Origin of the sequence: Borborobacter arsenicus, assembly GCF_003934165.1 — a bacterium.
Classification (GTDB): Bacteria; Pseudomonadota; Alphaproteobacteria; order Rhizobiales; family Rhizobiaceae; genus Pseudaminobacter; species Pseudaminobacter arsenicus.
Genome location: NZ_RKST01000055.1, coordinates 1 through 12719, shown reverse-complemented (window position 1 = coordinate 12719; position 12719 = coordinate 1). Strand labels below are relative to the sequence as shown.

11 protein-coding genes are annotated in these 12719 nt (G+C 67.1%); 10 read left to right on the top strand and 1 reads right to left on the bottom strand.

What is annotated here, in order from left to right; translation table 11 throughout:
• The first annotated feature begins 332 nt into the window (after positions 1-332).
• From EET67_RS24350 to EET67_RS24330, 5 genes are all read left to right on the top strand, one after another.
• Positions 333-1688 (top strand): tyrosine-type recombinase/integrase, encoded by a 1356-nt coding sequence (locus EET67_RS24350; RefSeq protein WP_245283067.1) that lies wholly within the window; start codon positions 333-335, stop codon positions 1686-1688.
• Positions 1685-3526, top strand: a complete 1842-nt coding sequence (locus EET67_RS24345; protein WP_012112822.1) for a hypothetical protein — start codon at positions 1685-1687, stop codon at positions 3524-3526. Before EET67_RS24350 ends, EET67_RS24345 begins: the two co-directional genes overlap by 4 nt.
• On the top strand, positions 3523-5688 hold the full coding sequence (locus tag EET67_RS24340; protein WP_012112821.1) for a hypothetical protein: 2166 nt from the start codon (positions 3523-3525) through the stop codon (positions 5686-5688). Before EET67_RS24345 ends, EET67_RS24340 begins: the two co-directional genes overlap by 4 nt.
• Complete coding sequence (locus EET67_RS24335; protein WP_012112820.1) at positions 5685-6125, top strand: hypothetical protein; 441 nt, start codon at positions 5685-5687, stop codon at positions 6123-6125. The genes EET67_RS24340 and EET67_RS24335 overlap by 4 nt, the downstream gene beginning before the upstream one ends.
• Positions 6126-6341: 216 nt before the next feature.
• A complete protein-coding gene (locus tag EET67_RS24330) occupies positions 6342-7268 on the top strand; it encodes an ArdC family protein (protein WP_012112819.1) in 927 nt (308 codons plus the stop codon).
• Between the two features lie 16 nt (positions 7269-7284).
• Here the strand turns inward: EET67_RS24330 and EET67_RS24325 are convergent, their stop codons facing one another.
• Complete coding sequence (locus EET67_RS24325; RefSeq protein ID WP_012112818.1) at positions 7285-7713, bottom strand: MerR family transcriptional regulator; 429 nt, start codon at positions 7711-7713, stop codon at positions 7285-7287.
• A gap of 86 nt (positions 7714-7799) precedes the next feature.
• Here EET67_RS24325 and EET67_RS24320 point away from each other — a divergent pair, with 86 nt between their 5' ends.
• Genes EET67_RS24320 through EET67_RS24300 form a run of 5 tightly spaced genes read left to right on the top strand, consistent with a single transcriptional unit; the run spans position 7800 to position 12487 of the window.
• Complete coding sequence (locus EET67_RS24320) at positions 7800-8225, top strand: mercuric transporter MerT family protein (RefSeq protein ID WP_039194744.1); 426 nt, start codon at positions 7800-7802, stop codon at positions 8223-8225.
• Positions 8226-8246: 21 nt separating this feature from the next.
• Complete coding sequence (locus EET67_RS24315; protein ID WP_012112816.1) at positions 8247-8543, top strand: heavy-metal-associated domain-containing protein; 297 nt, start codon at positions 8247-8249, stop codon at positions 8541-8543.
• Between the two features lies 1 nt (position 8544).
• Positions 8545-8793 carry a hypothetical protein gene (locus tag EET67_RS24310; RefSeq protein WP_036742955.1) on the top strand — a complete coding sequence of 83 codons (249 nt, stop codon included), beginning with the start codon at positions 8545-8547 and terminating at the stop codon, positions 8791-8793.
• Entirely contained in the window at positions 8790-11093 is a 2304-nt protein-coding gene (gene merBA, locus EET67_RS24305) for a bifunctional organomercurial lyase/mercury(II) reductase MerBA (RefSeq protein WP_012112815.1), read from the top strand. Before EET67_RS24310 ends, merBA begins: the two co-directional genes overlap by 4 nt.
• The gene (locus EET67_RS24300; protein WP_246670937.1) at positions 11078-12487 is read left to right on the top strand and encodes a dihydrolipoyl dehydrogenase family protein; all 1410 of its coding nucleotides are present in this window, start codon (positions 11078-11080) and stop codon (positions 12485-12487) included. Before merBA ends, EET67_RS24300 begins: the two co-directional genes overlap by 16 nt.
• Positions 12488-12719 lie beyond the last annotated feature (232 nt).

Sequence of the window (12719 nt, the reverse complement as noted above, 5' to 3'; positions counted from 1 at the left end):
GCCTTATCCTGACTCTGTGATCCTGTCTCAGAATCATGCATTGGAGGCGCCTCACCACGGCTCCGGTGAAGCTCTTCAGACGTCCGGGTCAAGCGTTCCCGCAGCGTAGCGAGGACAACGCTTGACGCGGCGGCGGCACGACAAGCTGTTCATGGGGTGCAGGCTAAGTCCTGCACCCCTGCCACGCGGCGAGCGGGAGAGCGCGAGGGGAACCCCTCGCATTCTAAACAATGAAGTTGCGCCGAAGGCGCTCCGCTTGGGTATCGTGCGTGCATTTGTATTTTACCGATCTTGACACTATTTCGCGTCCGCTTTTCCTTGATGACCTTGCAGTGAGCCTCGCGCCCGGTGCGCTCGACGCGGTCGAGCGCACCGGGCTGATTCACGGCATGCCGTTCATCCTGATGGATGACGGCAGCTACGATCTCGCTCTCAACCGGTTCTTTCGTGCCTGTCCTGCTATGGGAGCGCGATCGCCGAACACGTGGCGCTCCTACGCCCGCGACATTCTCGTCTGGGCGCGCTTTCTTGTCGAACGGCGCGGCGGCAAGACGGTCTGGCAGGCCGGCCGCGACGATGTCCTGGCCTTTCACCGGGCGCGTCGGCTGTCGGCAGCTCCCTACCGCATCTCGGCTGCGAGCTGGAACCGGAGCGTTGCCGCGCTCGACAAGCTCTATCGCTGGGCTGTCGAGGAAGGAATCATTGCGATCTCGCCCTTCAGCTACGGCGCCACCCTTCGCAGGGCCGGCGGTAGCCGCGCAGTGCTCGCTGTGACGACGAACCGTGCCCGCGAGCGCGCCGCGCGGCGCCACGATACCCGTTACATCGATCTTGGCCGCTACCTGCTGTTCCGCGAGGTGGGATTGCGCGGCCGGCTTCCCGACGGCTCGGAGGACGCGACGTGGCGCGGCCGCAACGGCGAGCGCAATGCGTTGTTTGCCGAGCTTCTCGTCACGACCGGCCTGCGGCTGACAGAGGCCGGCAGTCTGCTGCTGAGTGAGCTGCCGCGCCTGACCGATCCCGAATCGCGCTCGGTGCCGTTCGATCTCCCCGGTCCGATCGCCAAGGGCGGACGACCACGGCGCATCCGCGTTCCCCGCCGGGTACTGAGATTGATCGGCGACTATGTCGATCTCGAGCGCACGGTCTCTGCCGCGCGCTCAGAGCCTTCGGTGTCCGATCCGCTCTGGCTGATGCTGGAGGACGGGAAGGCAACAGACGCGGCGGGCAAGCGTGTCCGGCTCGACCGTCTGACGCTGGGCGAACGCCGCCGCGTGCTGGTCGGCACGCCCGGCCAGGCGCAGCATGCCTTGCTCTGGCTGACTGAAGGCGGCAAGCCCGTGCCCTCGGCGACTTGGGAAGCTGCCTTTCGGCGGGCCTGCACCCGCTGCCGCCGTTTCGGCATCGAGGTCGAGGTGACGCCACACACGCTGCGGCACACCTTCGCCGTCAACATGCTCTCCATGCTGATCCGCGAGCAGATCGGATCCGTGTTCGATCCGCAGGACCAGCACGGCGCAGCCTATCGGCGGATTCTCGGCGATCCTCTGCAGAAGCTCCAGCACCTGCTGGGGCATGCGAGTATCACCAGCACCTACATCTATCTCGACAGCCTCGCCGAGGCGCAGGAGCTGGTCGAGGCCGCCGCGGATCGCTGGGCCGAAGACACGGCTGGCGGCGCGGCATGACCGCCGCGGCGGCTCCATCGGTGCGGCGGCCGGGTCGCCGCGCCCTCTTTCCCGAGGCGCTGCCCGATCCCGAGGGCGAGGCCGCCGCTGCGATCGCATCGCTGCGCTTTACCGTCACGCTGGCGGATCGCAGCAAGACGATCGACCTGACGATGCTCGCCGGCCGCAAGGCATTGGCGCGGACCTTTGCCGGCGCGCTCTGGCGCGCCTGCCAGGTCGGTGGTCCGGCCGGCTCGATCTCGACGGCCTACGCCTATGCCAATGCGCTCAAGACATTTTGGCGCTATCTCGATTCCGCCGGATCGCACGTCGCCCGTCTCTCCGACGTCAGTGCCGTCTGCATCGACGGCTTCGATTCCTGGATGGAGGGGAGCGGCCTGCATCCCAATCACCGCCTGCACCGCATGAGCAAGGTGCTCAACCTGCTGCGGCTTGCCGAGGCCGCGGAGCCCAGCCACCTGCCGCCCGATGCCTCACGCCGGCTGATGTACACGAGCGATCGGCCCGGCGTGCGCGCCAGGCCGCGCGATGCCTATGGCGATGATGTCGCCGCGGCATTGCGGAAGGCGGCGCGCACCGATCTCGCCGCCATCATCCGCCGCTTGGGCGAGGCCGATCGTATTCCGGCGGTCGAGGATTCCGATCGGAGCAAGGCGCTGGCAGCAACCCACAAACAGGTAATGGAAGTGATCGACGCGGAAGGCGTCATCGGGCACAGGCACCCTCTCTTCAAGCGACTCTACACGCTCCGCCGCGAGAGTGGCCTGCCGAACGATCGCCTGATCCACGATCTGCATGGCCGCCGGCATCTCATCGCCGCCGATCTCGTGCCGCTCATCGTGCTTATCTCGCTCGACACCGGCATGGAGATCGAAGCGATCAAGGGCTTGCGAGCGGACTGCCTGAAGAACCCGGCGGGCGGCTATGTCGAGATCGAGTATTGCAAGCGTCGGGCGCGCGGCGCCGAGTGGAAGCGGCTGCGTGTGCGCGACGGCGGTTCCTCGACGCCGGGCGGCTTGATCCGCAAGGCGCTGCAGTGGACCGGTCCGGCGAGAAGCCGGCTCGGCGCCGACACGCTCTGGGCGCACTGTGCCTGGGGCCGCCTGACCCCTCGGGTGCTCAGCATGAAGGAGCTCGCGGCTTCATGGACGCGCCGGCACGGCATCCTTGATGAGCGGGGCCAACGCCTTCGCCTCAATCTGACGCGCCTGCGCAAGACGCATAAGGCGGCATGGTACCGGCGCACGGGCGGCCAGCTCGACCGCTTCGCCGTCGGCCACACTGTCGCGGTCGCGGCCGACCACTACGCCGACATTCCCGCGCTTCGTCATCTGCACGAGGCGACAATTGCCGACGCCATGACCGATGCGCTCGACGCCGCGTTCCCCCCCTGTGTCCTGTCGTCGGAGGAGGAAGCGGCCGTCCAGACCGATCCCGACAAGGCGACCGGCCTTCCCGTTGTCGGCGCCGCCGCGGTCAAGGCGCTGTTCGGCGGCGAGCAGGACGTCTGGCTCGCCAGTTGCGGCGGCTTCTACAACAGCCCGTTCGGCTCGGAGGGAGAGGCCTGTCCGTCCCCCTTCTGGGGGTGTCTCGAATGCAGCAATGCCGTGGTCACCGCCCGCAAGGTGCCCGCGCTCCTGGCCTTCCTCAACTTCATCCGGGCGCAGCGGCAGGTGCTGAGCGAAGCCGACTGGATCGCCAAGTTCGGCCGGGTTCACGGACGCATCGCCGAACAGATTCTGCCCCGGTTCGCCGACGCCGAGATCGAGGAAGCCCGTCGGATTGGGTCATCGGACCCCGCGCTCCTCTACCTGCCGCCCGAAGCGAGAGCGCCATGATGCCGGCACCGATCAAGCTGCCGCAGCACGCGTCGCTGCCTTCGGCCATTTATGGCAACGACGAGCCCGTGCTTGCCGGCGTGGCGGTCAGGGACGATGCCGACCGCACGCGACTTCCGCGCTTCGGTGACGATCTTTGGGACCTGGGCGCCGCCATTTTCCGGGTGAACGCCCGCTACAGCAATTACCGGCTGAACCTCGCCCGCATCGCCGATCCCGTCACGCGGCGGCTGGCGAAGGAGTACGTGATCGCCCGCCTGCGCATCCATGTGCCGGGATATCGGGCGCCCTGCGGCGCGACCTCGGCGATCCGCCTGCTGCGCTACATCCAGCATTTCGCCGCGTTCCTCCGCGCAAGGACTGGCGCCGTCGATCTCAGCCGGATCGATCAGGCGCTGCTCGACGCCTATCTGGCGTATGCCCGTGACGGCGGACGGCGAACGCCTCACGAGACGGTGAAGTATGTCGAGGTGCCGATCGACCTGCATCACCTGGCGCCATGGCTAACCGGCGGCGGCATCGGTTTCCTGCCGTGGCGTGGACGTGCGGCGCACCGCGTTGCCGGCCGGCCGCCAGCGCCCGCCGAGAACGCCACGCCGCGCATTCCCGAGCCGGTCATCGGCGCCATGCTGCGCTGGGCGCTCAAGTATGTCGAGGTCTATGCGCCCGATATCCTCGCGGCGCGGGCCGAGCTTGACGCTCTCGAAGCCCGCTGCGCCCGATTGATGGCGCGGGACGCGCGGGCCGGACGGGCCGTGGCCAAGAACTATCGCGCCCGCGTGGCCAAGTGGCTCGACGTGCGCCGGGCCATGGGCCGAGGCGTGCCGATCTGGGAGCACGCGCCCAATGTGGCCCGCCGCATCGACCCGCTCACCGGCGAAGAGACCCCGCCCTACAATCTCCATCTGATGCGCCTTCACGCCGGCGCTCCGCAGAGCGGCCGCATCAGCCAGTCCGAGCCGACTGCACGACTGATCGAGAAGGCAGCCGCCGAGCTCGGAACCGAGATCGGCGGGCTAGATACGCCGATCTCGATCGATCCGGACACCGGACTGCCATGGCGCGAGCGCTTCGACGGCCTCAGCCTCGCCCGCGAAGAACGGATGTTGCAGGGCGCCTGCTATCTCGTCTGCGCCTACCTCACCGGCATGCGCGACAGCGAGGTGCAGGCGATGCAGCCGGGTTGCGTGTCGCCGGTGCGCAGCGCCGACGGCCTGGTCGAGCGGTACCGGCTGCGCAGCACGGTGTACAAGCGCCATGGCGCGCGCGGCGTCACGGCCGACTGGATCACGATCGAGCCCGTCGCTCGCGCCGTCGCGGTGATGGAGGTTCTCTCGGCACGCAATCGCCGAGAGAAGGAACTGTCATCCTTGTGGGTGGCGCTGAAGGACTGGCCCTGGAGCAACGATCATCTCGGGATGGGTGCAACGCCGACACTCAACCTTTTCCGCGAGGGCCTCGACACGCGCTCGGAGGCCGCGCCGGCGATTCCGCGCATCGGCGACGAGCCTTGGAAGTTTACGACCCGGCAGCTCCGACGCACGATCGCCTGGTACATCGCCAACCGGCCGTTCGGCACGGTCGCCGGCAAGATCCAGTACAAGCACGCCTCGGTCGCCATGTTCGAAGGCTATGCCGGATCGGCGCAGGCCGACTTCCGCTTGGCGATCGAGCGCGAACGTGCACTCGGCCAGCTCGACGACATTGTCGCCCATTACGAGGCCTATCTTCGCCGTGAAGGCCCGGCGGGACCGGGTGCTGCGCGACTGCGACGCGAGTTCGGCCGCGTGCAGGAGGAACTTGGCGATCTTCCCGGCCGGATCTTGGACCGCAAGCGGCTGCGCACCATGGTTGCCCATCTCGGGCGGACCCTGCATGTCGGTTTCCTCAACGACTGCCTGTTCGATGCAGCGACCGCGCTCTGCCTCACCGGCGCGCCAGATGCCGAGCGGACGGCGCCGGCCCTATCGCGCTGCAGCCCCGACCGGTGCCCGAACGCCTGCCTGACCGCCCGGCACCGCGAACCGTGGCAGGCCTCGATCGTCGAGGGCGAAGCGCTTCTGGCCGACCGGCGTCTATCGCCGCTGCAGCGCACGGCGATCCTGCGGGACAACGAGCGCAAGTGCCGGCTGATCGCGCCTCTCATGGACGGTGACGCATGACCGCGCTCGGGCCGAAGAGCCAAGCGGCGCTAAGGGCTGCCATGAAGCGGTTGCTCGACGGCCGCCCTGAACGCACCGACGGGGCGCTGACCGTCGCCAACCTGGCGCGCGAGGCCGGCGTCAGCCGAGCGACGGCGAACCGGGCCGGCGATCTTCTCGCCGAGCTCCGCGCGGCCGAAGCCCGCCTGCGGCGATCGTCGCCCAGGGCCCTCAAGGAACGCATCCATGCTCTGGAAGCGGAACTACGCGCCGTGCGTGGTGCCGAGATGGCGGAGCTGCGGGCGCTCACCCGGACGCTCGCGCAGCACATCCAGATGCTGACGTTGCAGCTCGCCGAGCGAGATGCCGTCATCGAAGGTCTGCGAGCGGAGCTGTCTCGATCCGTGGACGCCAGGGTCGTCCCGTTGCGGCGTCCGCCTCTGGACGGCACCGGCTGACAGCCGCGCTTCATCCTGACCGGTCCAGGCGCCGCTCGCCGGTCATGGCTGCCTCCCGTGCTCGCCCGTCGAGGCAGGGCTCGGGTTGTGGCAGACGCTGCCGGCCCATCAACCCTGTTCCGCACCAGCACCGAGAACAGGGTGTGACGGCCCGGCTTCCCGCGTCTGCCCCTGCCGCCTCGCCCTCGACGGAGAGGGCGAACACAGGAGGCAGCCATGACCACCGATCGCACACCCCAGCCCCGGAACGACATCTACGAGCGTGTCACCAGCCAGATCATCGCCGCCATCGAGGCCGGCGCCGACCAGTACCGGATGCCCTGGCACCACGACGGATCGGCCATCACTACGCCCGTCAACGTCGCCTCGCGCAAGGCCTATCGTGGCGTCAACGTCATCGCACTCTGGGCCGCCGCGCACGCCGCCGGCTTTCCCGCCGGCATCTGGGGCACCTATCGCCAGTGGCAGGCGCTCGGCGCCCAGGTCCGCAAGGGCGAGCGCGGGCACCTCGTCGTGTTCTGGAAGACCGTCGATCGCCACGGCAAGGCAGACGTACAGGACGGCGACGAGGATCGCGACGAGCCCGCCCGGCGCATGTTCGCCCGCGGCTACACGGTCTTCAACTGCGCGCAGGTCGACGGCTACACGCCGCCCGAGATACCGGTGCTACCCGAGGCCGAGCGCATCGAGCGGGCCGAACGGTTCTGCGCAGCGCTCGGCATCGACATCCGCCACGGCGGATCGCAGGCCTGTTACCGCCCATCCACCGACCACGTGCAGATGCCCGACTTCGCCTGCTTCCGCGATGCCGCAGCCTATTACGCCGTGCTGCTCCACGAATGCGGGCACGCCTCCGGCGCCAGGCATCGCCTCGACCGTGATCTCTCCGGACGGTTCGGCTCGGCCGCCTATGCTATGGAGGAATGCACGGTCGAGCTCCTGAGCGCCATGATCTGCGCCGACCTCCATCTCAGCGTCGAGCCGCGGCCCGACCACGCCAGCTATATCGCCTCCTGGCTCGAGGTGCTTCGCTCCGACAAGCGCGCGATCTTCACCGCCGCAGCCAAGGCGCAGCAGATCGCCGACTGGCTGCACGCCCAGCAGGGCAACGCTTGCCGGAACGACGTCAGGGGCGCCGCATAGGCGCTCCTCGACCCGATCAGTTGACAGTTCGCTCCCGGAACAGCGCCTCAATCAGCGGACATTCCGGCCGCGTGCCGTCGGCGCATTGCGCGACGACGTCCTTGAGCACCCGCTCCATGCGCTTCAGGTCAGCGATCTTCGCCCGCACATCGTCGAGATGCGCGGCGGCGACCGCGCTTGCCTCGGCGCAGGGCTGGTCGCGTTCGTCGACCAGGCGCAACAGCTCGCGGATTTCGTCGAGTGAGAAGCCGAGCTCGCGTGCCCGCAGCACAAAGCGAAGGCGCCGCTCGTGCGTCGTGTCGTAGCTGCGGTAGCCGGCCGCCGTGCGCGGTGGCTCGGGCAGGAGCCCGACCTTCTCGTAGTAGCGCACAGTCTCCAGATTGCTGCCCGTCCGCCGGGCGAGCTCAGCCCGCTGCAGGCCCTTCACGCCAGCGTGATCGCGCATCGCAAAAATCCCTCTTGACCCTGTAGTTGCTACAGACCGCATGGTACTGCGCAATGAGGATTTCGGCAAGGAAAGCGAGATCGGACATGGATATATCGCGACCCAGCACGGCGGGCATGACGTCCGCCACGACCGACGTGCTCGCGTCGGACCGAGCCGAAGTCGGACGGCAGCGCCTGGTCGCCGTCGGCGGCATTCTCGGCGCGCTTGCCGCCTCCTCGTGCTGCATCGTCCCGCTCATCCTGTTTAGCCTAGGCATTGGTGGCGCCTGGATCGGCAATCTGACGGCGCTCGCGCCCTACAAGCCGCTCTTCGTCGCCGGGACGACGGGCGTTCTCGGCTACGGCTTCTATCTCGTCTACTGGAAGCCGAGGCGGGCCTGCGCCGAGGATGCTGCCTGCGCGCGCCCGATCCCCAGCCGCATTGTCCAGATCGCGCTCTGGTTTGCGACGGTGCTCGTCGCGGCCGCCTTCGCATTCGACTACGTCGCCCCGCTGCTGCTTTCCGCCTGACACCAAGAGGAGACCCGTCCCATGAAGAAGAGTTTGAGTGCTCTTGCTTTGATCATGTCGGTGATGACCGCGCCTGCCGTGTTCGCTACCGAACGCACAGTCACCTTCGCCATCGACAACATGACCTGCGCCTCCTGCCCCTACATCGTGAAGACCTCGATGGCGGCGGTCCCCGGGGTCTCGACGGTGGCCGTCTCGTTCGAAGCCAAGACCGCGACCGTGACCTTCGACGACGCGCAGACGACCCCGGATGCCATCGCGGCCGCCAGCATGAATGCCGGCTATCCGGCCCGCCCGACGCAGGAGCAAGGCAGTTGACATGCATGACCGCGCCCTGATCCGCACCGGCGCCGCAGGCGCCATTGTCGTTGCGATCTGCTGCGCGGCGCCACTCCTTGCCGTGCCCCCGCCGCTGGCCGGCCTCGGCGCGTGGTTGACGGGTTCGGGTCTGGTCGTGCTTTCCCTGATCGCCGCGGGCCTCGGGCTTGTCGCCTGCGGCATCCATCATCGCCGTGCAAAGGTCGTCTGTTCCAACACGAAGATTCTGAATGAAGGCCTGAAGCCATGAACGATTGCTGCACATCCTCCGCGTCCCGCGACAAGGCGACGGTTTCTACATCCGCAACGGTGCCGAGCTTGGCCGTGCGGCCGGGTGTGACGTTTCCGGACTGGTCGGTGGTTTCGTCACCCGTGGTGAAGGAGGCCCTGCTGGCCATGGTCGGCTCCGACCATGTGCTCAACCGCTGGAGCGGCTACGAGGCGGCCACGGATCGCGTGCGCGTTGCGTTGCTACAGCTCTACGCCGAACACGGGCGAGCCCCGACCCCAAGCGCGCTTGCCAAGCGTGCGGGGCTGAGCGAGGAAGCCGTCCGTGCGCTGCTCGAAGAGCTCCGCCGTCGCGACCTCGTCGTACTCGATGGCGACATGATTGTCGGCGCGTATCCCTTCACCGACCGCGACACCGGCCACCGGGTCACACTGGACGGACGCACTCTTACTGCGATGTGCGCGGTCGACGCGCTCGGCATCGGCGCTATGACCGACCAAGACATCTCGATCGTCTCGCGCTGCCGCCACTGCGGCGCGCCGGTCCGGATCACCACGCAGGAACGGGGCCGGGCTCTGGCCGACGTTGAGCCGACGACGGCCGTCGTATGGCTCAGCGTCCATTACGAAGGCGGATGCGCTGCGAACTCGCTGTGCACTGCAACATCCTTCTTCTGTTCCGACGATCACCTCGCCGCGTGGCGCCGGCAGCGTCCTGCAGACGAGCCGGGATTCCGGCTGTCGATCGAGGAAGCTCTCGAAGCAGGTCGGGCGATCTTCGGGCCCAGCCTTGCCGGAATCGGCACAATCGCCGGCCACGGCAACAACGCGGCCGAGACACAAGGTGAGCCTCAATCGTCGGGCGATACGGCATCGCCGGACAGGCCCGTGACGCATCGGCGCCTTGGCACGAATGGCCGCAACAATGGTTCCTACGACCTTGCCATCATCGGCGCCGGCTCGGCCGGCTTCTCGGCCGCGATCACGGCAGCCGATCAGGGCGCCCAGGTGGCCCTCATCGGCAGCGGCACCATCGGCGGCACCTGCGTCAATATCGGTTGCGTGCCGTCGAAGACGCTGATCCGCGCCGCCGAGACGCTCCACAATGCCCGAGCCGCGGCACGTTTCGCCGGCATCACGGCCGAGGCCGAACTGACCGACTGGGGCGGAACCGTCCGTCAGAAGGACGCGCTGGTTTCGGAGCTACGTCAGGCCAAGTACGCCGACCTGCTCCCGGCTTACAACGGCATCGCCTATCGCGAAGGGCCGGCGCGCATCGTGGACGGCGGCGTCCAGGTGGACGGCACGTTTGTCTCAGCCGGCAAGATCATCATCGCGACCGGCGCGCGACCGGCCGTCCCTGTCATCCCCGGCATCGAGACCGTGCCATACCTGACGAGCACGACGGCGCTTGATCTCGAGGCGCTGCCCCGATCTCTGCTCGTGATCGGCGGCGGCTATATCGGGGCCGAACTCGCCCAGATGTTCGCCCGCGCCGGCGTCGAGGTGACGCTGGTGTGCCGCTCGCGTCTCCTTCCGGAGGCCGAACCCGAAATCGGCACGGCGCTGACGGGGTATTTCATGGACGAGAGCATCGCGGTGATTTCCGGCATCACGTACCGGACGATCCGCAAGACCGCGGACGGTGTTGCACTCACTGTCCATCGCGACGGCAAGGACGTCACGATCGACGCCGATCAGGTGCTCGTGGCGACGGGCCGCGCGCCCAATATCGAAGGTCTCGGGCTCGCCGAGCATGGGATCGCTCTCTCGCCGAAGGGCGGCATCTTCGTCGATGACCGCATGCGCACGACAAGATCGGGCGTGTACGCTGCCGGCGACGTCACCGGTCACGATCAGTTCGTCTACATGGCCGCCTACGGTGCCAAGCTCGCGGCGAAGAACGCCCTCAACGGCGACAGCCTGCGCTACGACAACAGTGCCATGCCGGCCATCGTCTTCACCGATCCGCAGGTGGCGAGCGTCGGGCTGACAGAGGCGGCTGCGCGGACCGCCGGCCACGCCGTCCGTGTCTCCACGATCGGTCTCGACCAGGTGCCGCGCGCGATTGCCGCCCGAGACACACGCGGGCTCATCAAGCTCGTCGCCGACGCTGGCAGCGGCCGGCTGCTCGGGGCGCATATCCTCGCACCGGAGGGAGCCGACAGCATCCAGACGGCGGCCCTGGCAATCCGGCACGGCCTCACCGTCGACGACCTCGCGGATACGCTCTTTCCGTATCTCACCACCGTTGAGGGCCTGAAGCTCGCGGCTCTTGCCTTCGACAAGGACGTGGCGAAGCTCTCATGCTGCGCCGGCTGAGCCGTGAAGGCTCGGATGTCGAACGTGACAATGTTGGAGGAGATCTAGTGGCGAAGAGATATGACCTTGCGATCATCGGCACGGGAACGGCTGCGATCGTAACAGCACACAGGGTTCGTGCGGCTGGCTGGAGCGTCGCCGTCGCGGACTTCCGGCCCTTCGGGGGCACCTGCGCCTTGCGCGGTTGCGATCCGAAGAAGATGATGGTCGGCGGCGCCGAGGCGGCTGATCACGCCTGGCGCATGAGCGGACGTGGAATCGAAGGGGACGCGACGCTCGATTGGACGGGACTGATGGCCTTCAAGCGCAGCTTCACCGATCCGGTACCGCAGAAGCGTGAGAAAGCCTTTGCCGACAAAGGGATTCACGCCTTCCACGGTCACGTTCGCTTTATCGGCCCGAATGCGCTCGAGTTCGGAGGAGAGAGGATCGAGGCGGACCGTATCGTGATCGCCGCCGGCGCCGAGGCCGTGCCGCTCGGCATTCCGGGCGAGCAGCACCTGATCACCAATGAAGGCTTCCTGGAACTGGAGAGCCTGCCTGAACGCATCGTCCTTGTCGGCGGCGGTTATATCGCGGCCGAGTTTTCGCACATCGCGGCGCGCGCCGGAGCACAGGTCACAATTCTTCAGCACGGGAAGCGAATGCTCAAGCAATTCGACCCCGATCTCGTCGGCTGGCTGATGGACAAGTTCAGCGAGCGCGGCATCAATGTCCGCACACAGGCAGGGGTGACCGCCATTGAGAAGGTATCAGACGGCTATCGCGTCCGGGCGGACTGTCCTGACGGCGAACTCGATATGGACGCAGATCTGGTCGTCCATGCCGCGGGTCGGGCGCCGGCGCTCGCGACGCTCGATCTCGATGCCGGGAGCGTAAAGCACCATAACGGGCGGCTGGCGTTGAACGGATTTTTGCAAAGCGTCTCCAACCCCGCGGTCTACGCAGCAGGTGATGCCGCCGGCCTAGGACCGCCGCTCACTCCGGTATCAAGCCATGACGCGAAGGTAGTCTCGGCGAACCTGCTCAACGGCAACACGGTCAGGCCTGAATACACAGGCGTTCCGAGTGTCGCCTTCACCATCCCGCCGATCGCAGCCGTCGGCATGAGCGAAGCCAAGGCGCGTGAGAAAGGCCTGAACGTTCGCGTAAAGACCGAGCGCGTGGACGGCTGGTTCACCGCACGCCAGCAGGCCGAGACGGTGTATGGCTTCAAAACGTTGGTCGACGCGGACACTGACCGCATCCTCGGCGCCCATCTTGTCGGTCCGCACGCTGACGAAGTGATCAACATCTTTGCACTGGCGATCAGGCAAGGGCTGACGGCAGAGCAGTTGAAGACCACCATGTTCGCATATCCCAGCGGCGCGTCAGATATCGGCGAGATGCTTTGAGCGTAAGTGAGGTGGTCGACCGGTACGGCCGCGGAGCAGTCTGCACGAAAGAAATCCCTTCACCAGTCGCATTCGGTTCGCTGAGCAGTCGTAAAAACCACGAACCGCAATGCGAAGAGCAGCCCTCCAGATACTCCCGAGTGTCTCACCCGTTCTAAAACCGCGCAACGCCGCCAGATCGGCTGGTTTCGGCTGATGAAAGTCCGCTGAGACAGCTTGACTGTTCAGATAA

Coding starts and splice junctions, on each gene's coding strand:
- EET67_RS24340 (WP_012112821.1), top strand. CDS start 3,523: ATGATGCCGGCACCGATCAAGCTGCCGCAGCACGCGTCGCTGCCTTCG.
- EET67_RS24315 (WP_012112816.1), top strand. CDS start 8,247: ATGAAGAAGAGTTTGAGTGCTCTTGCTTTGATCATGTCGGTGATGACC.
- EET67_RS24325 (WP_012112818.1), bottom strand. CDS start 7,713: ATGCGCGATCACGCTGGCGTGAAGGGCCTGCAGCGGGCTGAGCTCGCC.
- EET67_RS24310 (WP_036742955.1), top strand. CDS start 8,545: ATGCATGACCGCGCCCTGATCCGCACCGGCGCCGCAGGCGCCATTGTC.
- EET67_RS24320 (WP_039194744.1), top strand. CDS start 7,800: ATGGATATATCGCGACCCAGCACGGCGGGCATGACGTCCGCCACGACC.
- EET67_RS24300 (WP_246670937.1), top strand. CDS start 11,078: ATGCTGCGCCGGCTGAGCCGTGAAGGCTCGGATGTCGAACGTGACAAT.
- EET67_RS24330 (WP_012112819.1), top strand. CDS start 6,342: ATGACCACCGATCGCACACCCCAGCCCCGGAACGACATCTACGAGCGT.
- EET67_RS24345 (WP_012112822.1), top strand. CDS start 1,685: ATGACCGCCGCGGCGGCTCCATCGGTGCGGCGGCCGGGTCGCCGCGCC.
- merBA (WP_012112815.1), top strand. CDS start 8,790: ATGAACGATTGCTGCACATCCTCCGCGTCCCGCGACAAGGCGACGGTT.
- EET67_RS24335 (WP_012112820.1), top strand. CDS start 5,685: ATGACCGCGCTCGGGCCGAAGAGCCAAGCGGCGCTAAGGGCTGCCATG.